Below are 14,516 nucleotides of genomic sequence, written 5' to 3' on the forward strand. Positions count from 1 at the left end.
CGTATTCACTGGTTAACGTAATCCAAACTATGGGAGCTGGCTTGCTCGCGAAGGCGGCGTGTCAGGTAACAACGCTGGCACTGATAAACCGCCTTCGCGGGCAAGCCCGCTCCCACATTGGGTTGGCGTTGTTTTGGAGATTGGGAGGGGTCACCGATGGCGATCCGCTCTTGGGGCTACTGCGTAGTCGCCGGGTTAATGCAACTCAAACTGTGGGAGCGGGCTTGCCCGCGAAGGCGGCGTGTCAGGCGACAACGCTGGCACTGAACCACCGCTTTCGTGGGCAAGCCCGTTCCCCCATTTGCTGTGTGGTGTTTGTGAGATTGAGTAGAGGTCAATGATGGGTGTGTTGCAATCACGCCGCCTGCGCTACGGCGTGGGCGCGATCGGGTTGGTGTTTGCGTTGCTGGCGGCTTTGCGGCTGGTGTTTTTGATCAGCTTTTCCGGTCTGGATTTAAACACCCCGGCGCTGGCAGAAACCCTGGGCATCGGCCTGCGTTTCGACCTGCGCCTGGCCGTGTTGATCATGTTGCCACTGGCCGTGCTGGCCTGGCTCCCACGCTGGAACCTCACCACCCTGCCCGCCCTGCGCTGGCTGGCGCGCGGCTATCTGGTCGTGGCCCTGGCCGTGGTCGGCCTGGTGTACATCATCGACTTCGGCCACTACGCCTACCTCGGCGTGCGCATCAACGCGACCGTGTTGCGCTACCTGCAAGACGCACAGATTTCGCAACAGATGGTGTGGGAAACCTACCCGGTGCTGTGGATAACCGCCTGCTGGCTGGCCGCCGTGGCGCTGTGGGTATGGGCGTTGGTGTGCCTGGAGCGATTGACCCTGGATCGCGAACCCACAGTCATCGGCAAATGGGCCGTGGCTTCCGTGGCCGTAGTCGGCGTTGTCGCCGTGCTGCTGGCCCTGCTCGGCCGCGTGGCCAACCTCAACCTGGAAAACCCGGTGCCGCTGCGCTGGAGCGATGCGTTTTTTTCCGGCAACAGCCAGGTTTCCGCCGTGGGCCTGAACCCGGTGCTGTTTTTATACGACACGCTCAAGGTCGGCCAACCGCAATTCGATGAAGCCACAGTGCGCAAGCATTACCCGCAAATAGCCGAGTATCTGGGCGTTGACCAGCCCGATCCCCAACAACTGAATTTCACCCGCGAACAAGGTGTGCAACCTTATCGTCTGCAAGGCGAACGCCCGCCCAATGTGATTTTCGTGATGCTTGAATCCCTCGGCACCAGCGCCGTCGGTGCCTACGGCAACCCGCTGAACCCCACGCCGAACCTGGACACGTTGGCAACGCAAAGCTGGTTCTTCAAACACTTCTACGTGCCCGTCACCGGCACCGCCAAAACCGTGTGGGCGAGCATCACTGGCGTGCCCGATGTGACGCGCCAGGAGACCGCCACGCGCAACCCGCTGATCACGCGGCAGCACACGCTGATCAACGCGTTTGAGGGGTACCAGAAGTTCTACATGATCAACGGCAACGCTGGCTGGGCGAATATCAATGCGTTGATCCGCCAGAGCATCGACGGCGTGCAGCTGTTTGATGAAAGCTACTGGCGCTCACCGCGAGTGGACGTGTGGGGCATCTCTGACCTGGACCTGTTCAAGGAGGGCGACCAACTGCTGCGCGCCGTGCCCAAGGACAGGCCGTTCTTCGCTTACGTGCAAACCTCCGGCAACCATCGCCCGTTCACCATTCCCAAGCAGAACGACGGCTTCCAGGTCCGTGACGTGACCCTGGAGCAGGCCCAGGCCGCTGGCTCGCGCAGCGTCGAGCAGTACAACGCAGTGCGTTTGCTGGACTTCAACATCGGCCGCCTGATGGACATCGCCAAGGCCGGCGGCTGGTACGAAAACAGCATTTTTGTGTTCTTCGGCGACCACAACACCCGCATCAGCCAGATCCCGCACATGGCCCCGGCCTTCGAGCAACTGGGTCTGGAAAGCAACAACGTGCCGTTGCTGATCCACGCGCCGGGCCTGCAACCACGGGTGATTGAAGAGGCGGTGGGCCTTGCGGATTTGTTGCCGACAGTGGCCGGCATGGCAGGCGTCCCCTTTCGCACTGGCGCGATGGGCCGCGACATCCAGCAGCCGGCAACGGAAGGCGAACGTGTGGTGCCACTGGTGTTGCACGAGGGCACGTTCCCGATTATCGGCGGCGTGACCCAGGACTTCCTGTTGCAAATGCAACACGACGGCAGTTCACCAACCCTGCATGACCTGGCGTCGCCAACACCTCGGGAAGACGTGGCCGAGCAGCACCCTGAAGAGTTTCAACGCCTGCAGGGCCTGACGCGCGGGCTGCATGAAAGTGCGCGGTTGATGCTGTTCAGGAACGTGCGCGAGTGATCATTTGGGCTGGAAGGTTTCGAGGTAGGCCAGGATGTTTTCAATCTTTTCCGGGTCGCTGATGCCCCAAAAAATCATGCGCGTGCCGCTGACGACTTTTTTTGGCGCCTCGATGTAGGCGGCGAGTTTGTCGCGGGTCCAGACCACGCCGGAGTTTTTCATCGCGTCGGAGTACTGGTAGTCCGTGGTGGTGCCGGCAGGGCGGCCGATGATGCCGTTAAGCTGCGGGCCGAAGCCGCCGCGCGCGCCTTCGCCGATGCTGTGGCAGCCGCCGCAGGTCTTGCTGAAAAGCTTGCCGCCCGCTTCGGCATCGCCTGCCGCTAAAGCCGGGGTGGTGGTGAGAATCAGGGCGAGGGTCAATAAAGCGTGCTTCATGAAGGCTCCACATCAGGCAACGGTGAGGCGATTATGCCTGCAAGCGCACTGTGCCGCTGCGGGCAACGCCCTGCTACCCGCTCTAAACCGACCATCCATCGCCCGGAATATATCCAATCGAACCTATTCACGCCCGCCCCACTCCACCTTACTGAACCCTGATGGTGGAGTAAGGATCATGGCTCAGCCATCGATTTTAGTGCTGGAAGACGACGAGATCATTCGCTCGTTAATGGTGGATGTACTGGAGGATTTCGGGGCGCACGTCACGTCATTTCCTTCGGCGGATGAAGGGATGATTTACCTGGAGCGCGGCGACGACCCCGTGGATCTGATTGTCAGTGATATCCAGATGCCCGGTTTGCTCAATGGTTATGACTTGAGCAAGGTGGTAGCGCATCGCTGGCCGTCTGTGCCCGTGGTGCTGACCTCCGGCAATATCAAGCTGGCGGCGCAGCTGGGCGGTTCCGTGCGTTTTTTACCCAAGCCGTGGAGCGCCGAACACCTGGTTGAGTGCGTACAAACGGCGCTGAGCCAACAGGGTATGTCCCTGCACTGATATCGTCGCGATATCACAAAAGCGAACTTGAGGTGCTTTTCCGTGGTCATTAATCACGCAAGGAGTGACTTTTCTGATCCGCCGGTCAGCCTTTTCGCCTAGTGCGCACAGGTGATGGCAATGAGTTGTGTAGAATCGTCGCCCATTTACAGCGTCATTCATGGCCGGAAGGCCCACAGTTCGAGCTCATTGAATGCATTCACAGGCCCCTGACGTCAGTGCGCCCTCATTGCTGGAAGCGTTACGTTCAGGCACCGCCCTGCTGCATGTAGCGCTGGAAAAACGCCTGCCGTTTTTCTCCGAGCGTCTGGATGCCGCGTGGTACCAGCGCTTGCTTCAGGCGTACTACGGTTTTTATGAGCCAATGGAATCGGCGCTGTATGACAGTGGTTTGATCCCCGATGGATTCGATACGTCATTGCGTGTGAAAACGCCTACACTCCTGCACGATCTTTACGCCCTTGGCCTGACTGACGACGCCATCAGCGCACTGCCCCGTTGCACCAGCCTGCCACTGTTCGATACCTCCGCCGCCTGCCTCGGTGCCCTCTATGTACTGGAAGGCGCGACCCTGGGTGGCCAATTGCTGCGCCGGGAAATGGCCCAGCGCCTGGGCATCGACGCCGAACACGGCGGCGCGTTTCTCAATGTGTACGGCGCCGAGACCGGTCGACGCTGGAAAGACTTTCTCGATTACCTGAGCCGCCAACCCCTCGATGCGCACGCCAAACAGCGCGCAGTGCAGGCAGCTTGTTCGACATTCAGCGGCTTCGAGCATTGGCTCGTCAGCCAGGAGGTACTGCTATGAAACCCGAAGACTTTGAAGAGCTGCTTGCCAACTGTGCCGACGAACCCATCCGCACCCCCGGCGCGATACAGCCCCATGGTGTGCTGCTGACGTTGTCGGAGCCGGACCTGCACATCATTCAGGTCAGCGCCAACGTCGGCAGCCTGTTCGGTCACACGCCCGAGTCGCTGCTGGGTCAGCCGCTGCACAGGTTGATCGGCGCCGAACATGCACAAGCCGTGCAGGCCATGGCTGAACACAACACGTTTTTCGATGCGCCAGCGCTGCATGTCACCTTCAATGGCGCGCAATTCGAAGGCCTGCTGCACCGCCATCAAGCGGTGCTGGTGCTGGAATTCGAACCACGCCTGGAAGATTTCAAACCGCGAGCCCTCAATGGTCGCACCAGCGATCTGGGCAAGATGCTGCAACGCCTGCAGGCAGCGAAAACCCTGCAAGCGCTGTACGAAATCAGCGTGAATGAAATCCAGGCCATGACCGGCTACGACCGAGTGCTGATCTACCGCTTCGAAGAGGAAGGCCATGGCCAGGTGATCGCCGAAGCCTCGGCGCCGTCCATGGAGCTGTTCAACGGGCTGTTCTTTCCGGCGTCCGACATCCCCGAGCAGGCCCGCGAGCTGTACCGCACCAACTGGCTGCGCATCATCCCGAATGCCGCTTATGAACCCGTGCCGTTGCTGCCCAAGCTGCGCCCGGACACCGGCCAACCGCTGGACCTGAGCTTTGCGACCCTGCGCAGCGTGTCGCCGATTCACTGCCAGTACATGCAGAACATGGGCGTGCTGTCGTCCATGAGCATCTCCTTGATGGCAGGCGACAAGCTCTGGGGCCTGATCAGTTGCGGTAACCGCGAGCCACTGCTGGTGCCCAATGACCTGCGCCTGGCCTGCCAAACCATCGGCCAGGTGCTGTCGTTGCAGATCAGCGCCATGGAAGCCCTGGACCTGAGCCGCCAACGCGACGAAAAGCTCGAGGCCCTGGCCCTGCTTGATCGCGCGATGAAAGCATCCGAACAAAACGTGTTCGACGGCCTGGCCCAGCAGCCGCAAGTCCTGATGGACCTGACCCTGTCGGGCGGCGTGGCAATCATTGAGGACAAACAGTTGCACCGTTACGGCAACTGCCCGCAGCCCGAGCAGATTCGCGCGCTGCACGCATGGCTGCAAGCCAGCGGCGAACCGGTGTTTTCCAGCCACAACCTGACCTCGGTGTACCCGCCGGCCGCCGAGTTCCAGCGCGTGGCCAGTGGCGTGTTGGCCATGAGCCTGCCAAAGCCTGTGGATAACGGCGTGCTGTGGTTTCGCCCGGAAGTGAAAGAGAACATCAACTGGAGCGGCAACCCGGACAAGCCGTTGAATCTGGAAGAGTCAGACGCCGGCCTGCGACTTCGCCCACGGACCTCGTTTGAAATCTGGAAAGTGGAAATGGCCGGCATCTCCACCAAATGGAGCCATGGCGACCGTTTTGCTGCCAACGACCTGCGCCGTTCAGCCCTGGAAAATGACCTCGCCCGCCAAGTGTTGCGCGAACAGCAAGCCGTACGCGCGCGTGATGACCTGGTGGCCGTGGTGTCCCACGACCTGCGTAACCCGATGACCGTTATCTCGATGCTCTGCGGCATGATGCAAAAGGCGTTCAGCTCCGAAGGCCCGCACACCTCGCGACGTATTTCTTCGGCGATCGACACCATGCAACAGGCCGCAGGGCGCATGAACGTGCTGCTGGAAGACTTGCTCGACACCTCGAAAATCGAGGCGGGCCGTTATGTGGTCAAGCCGGTGGTGCTGGACGTCAGCCAGATGTTTGAAGAAGCCTATGCCCTGCTCGCGCCGCTGGCGATGGAGAAAGGCATCGAGCTGTCGTTCAATGCGGAACCGGGGTTGCAGATCAACGGGGACCCTGAGCGTCTGTTCCAGGTGTTGTCGAACCTGATCGGCAACGCCATCAAGTTCACCCCGCGCCAGGGGAACATCGGCGTGAGCGCCATGAGCAATGACGAAGAGATCGTATTTTCGGTGCGCGATTCCGGTGAAGGCATTGCACCTGAACAGTTACCGCATGTGTTTGATCGCTACTGGACCCAGACCGAAAACAACCCGACCGGCAGCGGGTTGGGGCTGTACATCACTCAGGGCATCGTTCAGGCCCATGGCGGGCAAATCGACGCGCACAGCGAGGTCGGCCGGGGCAGCGAGTTTCGCTTTACGGTGCCCAAGGGAATCGAGGGGGCACACCCCTGACAGCGAAAAGTGGACTTGATGTGGCGAGCGGGCTTGCTCTCCACATCAGGCCGGCTGGTTAAACCCGCAACATACCACCCTGGCCGCGACGGGTTGGTGGCCGGTAGCCTTGTCATGTTTTGACTCAACGCGTGTATAGCCGCGCCAGCCAAGGCTTTGTAAGTTCTGTGCGCGTTCACAACGCGACAACACTTCCCTGGCCTTACCGAGCACACCCAATGGATTTTTTTCTCAGCGCCAACTTGAACTACATCAACACCATCCAGATGATCAACGCCGCGCCTGCGCCACAACCGCCGAAGCCAAGCCTCGATCAGGCGTCGGCCATAGGCCTGAGCGGCGCAAATACCCCAGACAAGAACAACCGCTCCGGCAACCTGGAAAGCCTGGGCAAGGGCAATCTGCTCTAGCCTATGAATGCGGGGCAAGCCATCCTGCCCCGCCATCCCTTAACAAAACACTGACATCCGCTGGGTTAACCTGCCGGCCTTTCCTGCACAGAGTCCTCATTCCTATGCTTGAAGCAGGCACACTGCCCGCCTTTCTTGCCGGGCCGCTGTTACGGCGGCTGGAGCCTCGCCGCCTGGTGTTGTGGCTGGTGGCAAGCCGTGAACTGTCGCCGACCTTGAGGCTGCACGTTGCCGAACACAGCCGCGATATCCGCCTGGATCAGGGCCAGTGCCAAGTCGTGCCGGTGGGGCGCCACGCCTTCATCCACCTGATCGACGTGGCGCTGGACGACGCCCTGCCGTTGGACATGGTCATCGGCTATGACCTGCTGATCGACAACCTGGGCATCGCCGAATGGGCGCCGCACCTGCTGTATGCCGACGCCCGGCAGCCGAACTTCGTGCTGCATAGCCGTATCCACCAGTTGGTGCACGGTTCCTGCCGCAAACCGCACCACCGAGCCGACGACGGCTTGCTGTGCGTCGACCGCCTGCTGGCCGAGGCACACACGCCGACCGAACGCCCGGCCTTGCTGATGATGAGCGGTGACCAGATCTACGCCGACGATGTCGCCGGCCCGATGCTGCGCGCGATTCATGCGCTGATCGCGCGACTGGGCCTGTTTGACGAATACCTGGAAGGTGCGGTGGTGACTGACAGCGCCAGCCTCTACGGGCATCGCGCCAGCTATTACCATCGCGCCGAACTGCTCCCGGCGCTGGACAGCAACGAGACCCTGCGCGAGCGGTTTTTTGGTGGCGTAAAGAAGCCGATTTTCACCAGCAGCACGGCCGACAATCACCTGGTGAGCTTTGCCGAGGTGATCGCGATGTACCTGCTGGCCTGGTCGCCCACGCCCTGGCAGTTGATCACGCCACAACCCCCGCAACTGAGCGTCGAGGAACAGCAGCGTTATGCCCGCGAGCAGGTGCCTATTGATCAATTCCGACAAGGGTTGCCGGGCGCCGCACGGGTCTTGGCTCATCTGTCGACGCTGATGATCTTCGACGATCACGACATCACCGACGACTGGAACCTCAGTGCCCAATGGGAAGAAACCGCCTACGGCCACCCGTTCTCCAGGCGCATTATCGGCAATGCCCTGCTCGCCTACTTGCTGTGCCAGGGTTGGGGCAACCAGCCGGATGTGTTCGCTGAGCTGCTGAGCCAAACCCAGGCACTGGCCACCCAGGTTAAAGGCAACCATCTGGACGCCGGCCTGCAAGATGACCTGCTGGCGGCGCTGCTGAAATTCCAGCACTGGCATTACGTACTGCCCACCACACCGGCCCTGGTGGTGCTCGACACCCGTACCCGCCGCTGGCGCAGCGAGTTCACCCTCAAGCAGCCCTCTGGCCTGCTGGGCTGGGAAGCCTTGAGTGAGCTGCAACAGGAACTGCTGGACCACCCCTGCGCCATCATCGTGTCGCCCGCGCCGGTCTTTGGCGTCAAGCTGATCGAAACCGTGCAGAAGGTGTTCAGTTGGTGTGGCTACCCGCTGCTGGTAGACGCTGAAAACTGGATGGCCCATCGCGGCGCCGCCCAGGTAATCCTCAACATCTTCCGCCACTCGCGCACGCCGGGTAACTACGTGATCCTCTCGGGCGACGTGCATTACTCGTTCGTCTACCAAGTGCTGATCCGCCACCGCAACGGCGGGCCGAGCATCTGGCAGATCACCAGCAGCGGCATCAAGAACGAGTTCCCCCCACGCCTGCTGGAATGGTTCGACCGCCTGAACCGCTGGCTCTATTCACCGCGCTCACCGCTCAACTGGTTCACGCGCCGCCGTACCATGCAGGTAGTGCCCCATATTCCGGAACATGCCGAAGCGGGCGAACGGCTGTGGAATTCGGCGGGCATCGGTCAGGTGTTTTTCAACGACCACGGCCAACCGGAGGCGATTTACCAGCACAACGCCGATGGAAAGCCTCGGACGAGGATGCTGGCGCCGGAGTAAGTTTTCTTACACATGCAAAACCACGCTCGCACTCACTCTGCGGAAAATTCATAACTAACTGTTTTTGCTGTAATTTTCTGCAAAGCTTCGACATCCATCGCTCACAAAAAAAGTGCCAGGCTCTGACCGCTCTTCGCGAAAAGCTTCATCAATCGCCGATTGCCGTATGAACCTATTTTGGTGCACTCTTGTGAACGACTTACCTCTCATGTTGAGCGTCGCGTTTTTCCGAACGCAGGCTGGCAACGAGCCCGTGCGTGAATGGCTGCTGGAACTGCCAAGGGAGTCACGCAGACTCATAGGCATTGACATCAAAGCAGTCCAGATTGGATGGCCGCTGGGAATGCCGCTGGTTCGAAAGCTGGAGCACAGCCTTTGGGAAATACGAAGTGACCTCAATGAGAACATTGCACGGGTCATTTTTACGTTAGTTGACCGCGAAATTGTGTTGCTGCACGGCTTTATCAAAAAGAGCCAGAAAACGACGTCAGTGGACCTGAACACCGCGAGGCGTCGTAAAAGCAAGCTTTGAGGGACCACCATGAATAAACATATCGGCTCCAACTTCGATGATTTTCTAAGTGACGATGGGCTCATAATAGAAGAAGTGTCCGCTGCCGCATTGAAGCGTGTTATCGCCTGGCAGTTGGCGCAAGCAATGAAGGCGCAGAAAGTCAGCAAGAAAGCGCTGGCAGAACGTATGCACACCAGCCGCACTGCTGTGGATCGGGCGCTGGATCAAAACGATGCAGGCATGACTCTGGCAACCCTGGCAAGTGCCGCAAGAGCGTTGGGCCAGCGGGTAGAAGTGCGGCTTTTACCGAACGCCAATACATGACCGGTGATGACGTGAAAACCGGTCCACGTAAATCCAGCATAGGTGGCTCATAGCCATACATCTAAAGCAGCACACCCGCCCTATTCAAACCGCGCAAGTCCCGATGTACAGTAGCGCCAGCCACGGAGTATCGGCGTCAACGAAGACTGGCCTTACAAACCAGCACACGCAGGGAAGCGCAAAGATGGGCGATAACTCCGGCAATAAACCGCTGCGCAATGACTTCTCCGAACTCAACGCCGACATGTTGCACGCCGTCATGGAACTGGTCAGCGACGGCATCTGGGACTGGAACGCCAATACCGGCTTCGTCTACCGCAACCCCGGTTGGTACGAAATGCTGGGTTACCCCCGCCACTCCCTGGAAAACACTGTGTTCACCTGGGAGAACGTGATCCACGCCGAGGATTACCCGCGCGTGATGGCCGTGTTTGATGACTACATCAACCAGCGCGCCCCCCATTACCAGGCCGAGTACCGCTGCCGAAAAGAAGACGGCAGCTACCTGTGGATCGAGGACCGGGGCTACGTGATTGCACGTAATCCTGACGGCTCGGTAGCCCGCATGGTCGGCGCCCACCGCGATATTCACACCCGCAAGAACTCCATCGAACAGCTGCAAAAGCGTAACCAATCGCTGGAGGCTCTGGTGGCCGAACGCACCCGTGAATTGTCTCGGGTCAATCAGCAACTGCAATTGCAGCTGGATGAGAACCGCTCCCTGGCCGAACAGGACGCCCTGACGCGTATCGCCAACCGTTATCGCCTGGAAAAAGTGCTGCTGGAGGAGTGTGAGCGCGCCGAGCGCTTCCGCGTGCCATTGGCATTGGTGGCCATGGATATCGATGACTTCAAGCCGATCAATGACCAACACGGCCATGGCGTCGGCGACAAGACCCTGATTCGGGTGGTGGAAAACCTGGAAGCCTGTGTGCGTCCCGGTGATTTGCTCGCGCGCTGGGGCGGTGACGAATTTATGGTGGTGCTGCCCAAAAGCACCCTCGATTCGGCCAGGCAACTGGCCGAAAGCGTGCGGCAGAAGGTCACCGAAATACCCGCCGTGGGTGATTTCAAAGTGACCCTGAGCCTGGGTGTGGTCGAACGTCGTATGGGTGAGGACCCTGCCGCCTTGATGGCACGCGCCGATCAAGCGCTGTATCGGTCCAAGGCGGCGGGAAAGGACGTGGTGTCGGAGTAAATACGGCGACTCCACTGGCTTGGCGTGATCAGCGCACTGGTGGCGCGTACTGGATGCCGCCGTTGCTCCACAAGGCATTGAGCCCGCGCTTGATCTTCAACACGCTGCCCTGGCCGATATTGCGCTCGAACACTTCGTCATAGTTGCCCACTTGCTTGACGATCTGCACCACCCAGTCCTTGCGCAGTTTCAAGTCTTTGCCGTAATCGCCGTCGGCACCCAGCAGCCGCGCTACGTCGGGGTTCTTGCTGGATTTGGCCTGCGCTTCGACGTTCTGCGAGGTGATGCCCATTTCCTCGGCGTTGAGCATGGCGAACAGCGTCCATTTGACGATGCTGAACCACTCGTCATCACCCTTGCGCACCAGCGGCCCGAGTGGCTCCTTGGAGATCACTTCCGGCAGCACCACAAACTCATCCGGGTGAGCCATCTTGATGCGCTGCGCGTACAGGCCCGACTGGTCGGTGGTCAGCACATCGCAGCGCCCGGCTTCGAGGCCCTTGGCACTTTCGTCGGCGGTATCGAAGGTGATTGGCGTGTACTTCATGCCGTTGGTGCGAAAGTAATCCGAGACATTGAGTTCGGTGGTGGTGCCGGCCTGGATGCAGATGGTTGCGCCGTCGAGTTGCTTGGCGCCGGTCACCCCCAGTTTGTTGTTGACCAGAAAACCGATGCCGTCGTAATAGGTGACGCCGGTGAACACCAGGCCCATGCCCGAATCACGCGAACTGGTCCAGGTGGTGTTGCGTGAGATCAGGTCGATTTCGCCGGACTGCAGCGCGGTAAAACGCTCTTTGGCCGTCAACTGGCTGAACTTCACTTTTGAGGCGTCGCCGAACACCGCCGCAGCGACGGCGTGACACACGTCTACATCGATGCCGGTCATTTTACCGGTGGCGTCCGGCACGCCGAAGCCCGGCAAACCGTCACTGACGCCGCACTGGATAAAGCCTTTTTTCTGGATTGCGTCGAGGGTCACGCCGGCGTGGGCACTGCCCGCCAGGCCCACGACCGCAGCAGCGGTGAGGGCGGCCAAGGTGGTCTTGAGGTTGTTCATGCGAAGCACTCCCTGTCGATCTTTATTATTCGGCGCCGCACAGCCCGCGCCGGTTTATAGTGTGGCCGCGCAGTATCGACGGCTTTACGCCCCTGTCACAAACGACCTTTAGGCAAAGGCTCCTTCCGATTTGGAATGAACTGCATGATCTCTAAACGCTTGACCCCTTCAATGACGGCCCTGCAGTGCTTCGAAGCCGCCGCCCGCCACCTGAGTTTCACCCGCGCCGCCCAAGAGCTGCACCTGACCCAAAGTGCCGTGAGCAAGCAGGTCGCGCAGCTCGAAGAGATGCTCTGCCACAACCTGTTCGAGCGCGTGCGCCAGCGTCTCTACCTGTCGCCAGCGGGCTCGCTGTACCTCGCCGAGGTCCACAAGATTTTGACTCAGGTGGACATTTCCAGCCGGTACATCCTCACCTACGGCGGCGAGACCGAAGTGCTGCGCATCGCCACCCAGCCGACCTTCGGCGACCGCTGGCTGGTGCCCAAGCTCAAGGATTTTGCGGCCAGACATCCGAACATCCACCTGGATGTGCGCAACGAGCTGGAGCCCTTCGACGTGTTGCAGGCCAAGGCCGATATTGCGTTTTTCTTCGGCCAGGGCTCCTGGCCGGGGGCGACGTGCATCGAGCTGTTTCACGAGGCCGTGGTGCCGGTCTGTGCGCCGGGGTTTGTCGCCGAGGGCAGCGATGCCTCCTCGCGCCACACCTTGCTGCAATGCACGTCACGCCCGCAAGCCTGGCATGAGTGGTTTCTGGAACAGGGCCTGCATTCGCAGAACAGCTATCACGGGCCGCGTTTCGACACGTTCTACATGTGCATTCGCGCAGCGCAGTCGGGCTACGGCGTGGCGTTGGTGCCGCAGTACCTGGTGGCCGAAGAGTTGGCCAATGGCAGCCTGATGACGCCTTGGGATTACACGATGCCCAGCGCCGGCGCGCACTTTATCGCGCACGCCGAACACGCCGGCGAGATCCCCAAAGTAAAAGCATTCTTGAACTGGATGGTGGACTACTTAAAAGCACATCCCGACTTTTAATAATGACCCGGCGACTTTATTTCGTTTGCGGCAAGGCCGGGCGCGCGGCTTAGATAAAAAGACGCCCGCCATTGCCGAGTCCGAGATTCATGAGCCGCGAAACCATCAGCCAGTCGATTTCCATCGTCCACCCCATCAGCCTCAGCCACGGCAAGAACGCCGAGGTCTGGGACACCACGGGCAAGCGCTACATCGATTTTGTCGGCGGCATCGGCGTGCTCAACCTCGGGCATTGCCACCCCGGCGTGGTCGAGGCGATTCGGGAGCAGGCCACCAAACTGACCCACTACGCGTTCAACGCCGCACCTCACGCGCCCTACATCGAACTGATGGACCGTCTTACCGCGTTTATGCCGGTGGATTACCCGGTGAGCGGCATGCTCACCAACAGCGGTGCGGAAGCGGCGGAAAACGCTTTGAAGATTGTGCGCGGTGCCACCGGCCGCACGGCGGTGATCGCGTTTGACGGTGCCTTTCACGGCCGTACCCTGGCCACGCTCAACCTCAATGGCAAGGTAGCGCCCTACAAGCAAAAAGTCGGTGTGTTGCCTGGGCCGGTGTACCACCTGCCCTACCCCAGCGCTGATAACGGCGTGAGTTGTGCCGAAGCACTCAAGGCCATGGACCGCCTGTTCAGCGTGGAAATCGACGTTGAGGACGTGGCCTGTTTCATCATCGAACCCGTGCAGGGCGAAGGCGGTTTCCTGGCCCTGGACGTCGAATTCGCCCAGGCCTTGCGACGTTTCTGTGATGAGAAAAACATCCTGCTGATTGCCGACGAAATCCAGTCAGGCTTCGGGCGCACCGGCCAGCGCTTCGCCTTCTCGCGCCTTGGAATTGAGCCGGACTTGATCCTGCTCGGCAAAAGCATCGCCGGCGGCGTGCCATTGGGCGCGGTGGTCGGGCGCAAAGCCTTGCTCGACACCTTGCCCAAAGGCGGCCTGGGCGGCACCTACTCCGGCAACCCGATTGCGTGCGCGGCCGCATTGGCCACGCTGGACGCGATGACGGACGCACACCTGAAAACCTGGGGTTCACACCAGGCCGAAGCCATCGTCAGCCGTTATGAACAATGGCGTGCGCAAGGTGTGCCCTATCTGGGTCGCCTGACCGGCGTCGGTGCCATGCGCGGCATCGAGCTGGCCAATGCCGACGGCACGCCCGCGTCCAGGCAACTGACCCAACTGCTGAGCCTGGCGCGGGACGCGGGGCTGCTGCTGATGCCCAGCGGTAAATCGCGACACATCATCCGCCTGCTGGCACCGCTGACCACCGAGCCTGCGGTGCTGGAGGAAGGCCTGGATATTCTCGAGGCCTGTCTCAAGCAGCTGACTTAGTAGCGCGCATCGGCGGGCTTGCCGCCGTTGGGCCAGTCTTTGACCTTGTCCGGGAAATCCGGGCGCGGTTGGCCGGAGAAATACGCCGCAACGTTGTTCTTCGCGGTGAAGTACTACTTCGGCTATCAGCAGGCGGCGCATCCGCTGTTTTTGAACACGCCAGCGATGCTGGTGGCGGTGGGCGGTGTGTCGGGATTTACCGTTGGTCTGTTCTGTGGACGCGCCCTGCGGTTGCAGCGGGCGCTGACGGCGTTGCGCCGCGACAAGAGCATTGTGCTGCCTTGACCTGATCAC

The 14,516-nt window shown here is 60.5% G+C and carries 13 protein-coding genes and 1 pseudogene; 11 read left to right on the forward strand and 3 right to left on the reverse strand.

Annotated features, from left to right (window positions below; all coding sequences use genetic code 11):
* Positions 1–340 precede the first annotated feature (340 nt).
* Positions 341–2,362 (forward strand): LTA synthase family protein, encoded by a 2,022-nt coding sequence (locus AB5I78_RS24170; protein ID WP_369302148.1) that lies wholly within the window; start codon positions 341–343, stop codon positions 2,360–2,362.
* On the opposite strand, the gene AB5I78_RS24175 is transcribed toward AB5I78_RS24170, so the two are convergent.
* Positions 2,363–2,737 (reverse strand): cytochrome c family protein, encoded by a 375-nt coding sequence (locus tag AB5I78_RS24175; protein ID WP_369302149.1) that lies wholly within the window; start codon positions 2,735–2,737, stop codon positions 2,363–2,365.
* Positions 2,738–2,915: 178 nt separating this feature from the next.
* On the opposite strand from AB5I78_RS24175, the gene AB5I78_RS24180 reads away from it, so the two are divergent.
* From AB5I78_RS24180 to AB5I78_RS24215, 8 genes are all read left to right on the forward strand, one after another.
* A complete protein-coding gene (locus AB5I78_RS24180) occupies positions 2,916–3,296 on the forward strand; it encodes a response regulator (RefSeq protein WP_242201046.1) in 381 nt (126 codons plus the stop codon).
* Positions 3,297–3,489: 193 nt separating this feature from the next.
* Positions 3,490–4,104, forward strand: coding sequence for a biliverdin-producing heme oxygenase (locus tag AB5I78_RS24185; protein ID WP_262209929.1), 615 nt, complete (start codon positions 3,490–3,492; stop codon positions 4,102–4,104).
* Entirely contained in the window at positions 4,101–6,344 is a 2,244-nt protein-coding gene (locus AB5I78_RS24190) for an ATP-binding protein (protein WP_369302150.1), read from the forward strand. Before AB5I78_RS24185 ends, AB5I78_RS24190 begins: the two co-directional genes overlap by 4 nt.
* 218 nt (positions 6,345–6,562) lie before the next feature.
* Positions 6,563–6,754, forward strand: coding sequence for a hypothetical protein (locus tag AB5I78_RS24195; protein WP_242201055.1), 192 nt, complete (start codon positions 6,563–6,565; stop codon positions 6,752–6,754).
* A 104-nt stretch (positions 6,755–6,858) separates the two neighbouring features.
* Positions 6,859–8,754 carry an alkaline phosphatase D family protein gene (locus tag AB5I78_RS24200; protein WP_369302151.1) on the forward strand — a complete coding sequence of 632 codons (1,896 nt, stop codon included), beginning with the start codon at positions 6,859–6,861 and terminating at the stop codon, positions 8,752–8,754.
* A 190-nt stretch (positions 8,755–8,944) separates the two neighbouring features.
* Complete coding sequence (locus tag AB5I78_RS24205; RefSeq protein ID WP_119737164.1) at positions 8,945–9,286, forward strand: type II toxin-antitoxin system RelE/ParE family toxin; 342 nt, start codon at positions 8,945–8,947, stop codon at positions 9,284–9,286.
* Positions 9,287–9,295: 9 nt separating this feature from the next.
* Positions 9,296–9,592 carry a Fis family transcriptional regulator gene (locus tag AB5I78_RS24210; RefSeq protein WP_369302152.1) on the forward strand — a complete coding sequence of 99 codons (297 nt, stop codon included), beginning with the start codon at positions 9,296–9,298 and terminating at the stop codon, positions 9,590–9,592.
* A 184-nt stretch (positions 9,593–9,776) separates the two neighbouring features.
* The gene (locus AB5I78_RS24215) at positions 9,777–10,790 is read left to right on the forward strand and encodes a sensor domain-containing diguanylate cyclase (protein WP_242201061.1); all 1,014 of its coding nucleotides are present in this window, start codon (positions 9,777–9,779) and stop codon (positions 10,788–10,790) included.
* A 28-nt stretch (positions 10,791–10,818) separates the two neighbouring features.
* Here the strand turns inward: AB5I78_RS24215 and AB5I78_RS24220 are convergent, their stop codons facing one another.
* Positions 10,819–11,847, reverse strand: a complete 1,029-nt coding sequence (locus AB5I78_RS24220) for an amino acid ABC transporter substrate-binding protein (RefSeq protein WP_106578247.1) — start codon at positions 11,845–11,847, stop codon at positions 10,819–10,821.
* A gap of 144 nt (positions 11,848–11,991) precedes the next feature.
* Here AB5I78_RS24220 and AB5I78_RS24225 point away from each other — a divergent pair, with 144 nt between their 5' ends.
* Both AB5I78_RS24225 and AB5I78_RS24230 read left to right on the forward strand, forming a co-directional pair.
* A complete protein-coding gene (locus tag AB5I78_RS24225; RefSeq protein ID WP_145164248.1) occupies positions 11,992–12,885 on the forward strand; it encodes a LysR substrate-binding domain-containing protein in 894 nt (297 codons plus the stop codon).
* Positions 12,886–12,974: 89 nt separating this feature from the next.
* Positions 12,975–14,222 (forward strand): aspartate aminotransferase family protein, encoded by a 1,248-nt coding sequence (locus AB5I78_RS24230; RefSeq protein ID WP_369302153.1) that lies wholly within the window; start codon positions 12,975–12,977, stop codon positions 14,220–14,222.
* Here AB5I78_RS24230 and AB5I78_RS24235 read toward each other — a convergent pair.
* Positions 14,219–14,317, reverse strand: a pseudogene (locus AB5I78_RS24235) (hypothetical protein); the annotation flags it as partial. The gene AB5I78_RS24230 and the pseudogene AB5I78_RS24235 overlap by 4 nt on opposite strands.
* Positions 14,318–14,516: the final 199 nt, after the last annotated feature.

Source organism: Pseudomonas sp. N2-3-1-14 (genome assembly GCF_041228395.1).
Taxonomy (GTDB): Bacteria; Pseudomonadota; Gammaproteobacteria; order Pseudomonadales; family Pseudomonadaceae; genus Aquipseudomonas.

Bases quoted from the DNA above. Each gene is read 5' to 3' on its own strand.
- AB5I78_RS24170 (WP_369302148.1), top strand. From the start codon at position 341: ATGGGTGTGTTGCAATCACGCCGCCTGCGCTACGGCGTGGGCGCGATC.
- AB5I78_RS24175 (WP_369302149.1), bottom strand. From the start codon at position 2,737: ATGAAGCACGCTTTATTGACCCTCGCCCTGATTCTCACCACCACCCCG.
- AB5I78_RS24180 (WP_242201046.1), top strand. From the start codon at position 2,916: ATGGCTCAGCCATCGATTTTAGTGCTGGAAGACGACGAGATCATTCGC.
- AB5I78_RS24185 (WP_262209929.1), top strand. From the start codon at position 3,490: ATGCATTCACAGGCCCCTGACGTCAGTGCGCCCTCATTGCTGGAAGCG.
- AB5I78_RS24190 (WP_369302150.1), top strand. From the start codon at position 4,101: ATGAAACCCGAAGACTTTGAAGAGCTGCTTGCCAACTGTGCCGACGAA.
- AB5I78_RS24195 (WP_242201055.1), top strand. From the start codon at position 6,563: ATGGATTTTTTTCTCAGCGCCAACTTGAACTACATCAACACCATCCAG.
- AB5I78_RS24200 (WP_369302151.1), top strand. From the start codon at position 6,859: ATGCTTGAAGCAGGCACACTGCCCGCCTTTCTTGCCGGGCCGCTGTTA.
- AB5I78_RS24210 (WP_369302152.1), top strand. From the start codon at position 9,296: ATGAATAAACATATCGGCTCCAACTTCGATGATTTTCTAAGTGACGAT.
- AB5I78_RS24215 (WP_242201061.1), top strand. From the start codon at position 9,777: ATGGGCGATAACTCCGGCAATAAACCGCTGCGCAATGACTTCTCCGAA.
- AB5I78_RS24220 (WP_106578247.1), bottom strand. From the start codon at position 11,847: ATGAACAACCTCAAGACCACCTTGGCCGCCCTCACCGCTGCTGCGGTC.
- AB5I78_RS24225 (WP_145164248.1), top strand. From the start codon at position 11,992: ATGATCTCTAAACGCTTGACCCCTTCAATGACGGCCCTGCAGTGCTTC.
- AB5I78_RS24230 (WP_369302153.1), top strand. From the start codon at position 12,975: ATGAGCCGCGAAACCATCAGCCAGTCGATTTCCATCGTCCACCCCATC.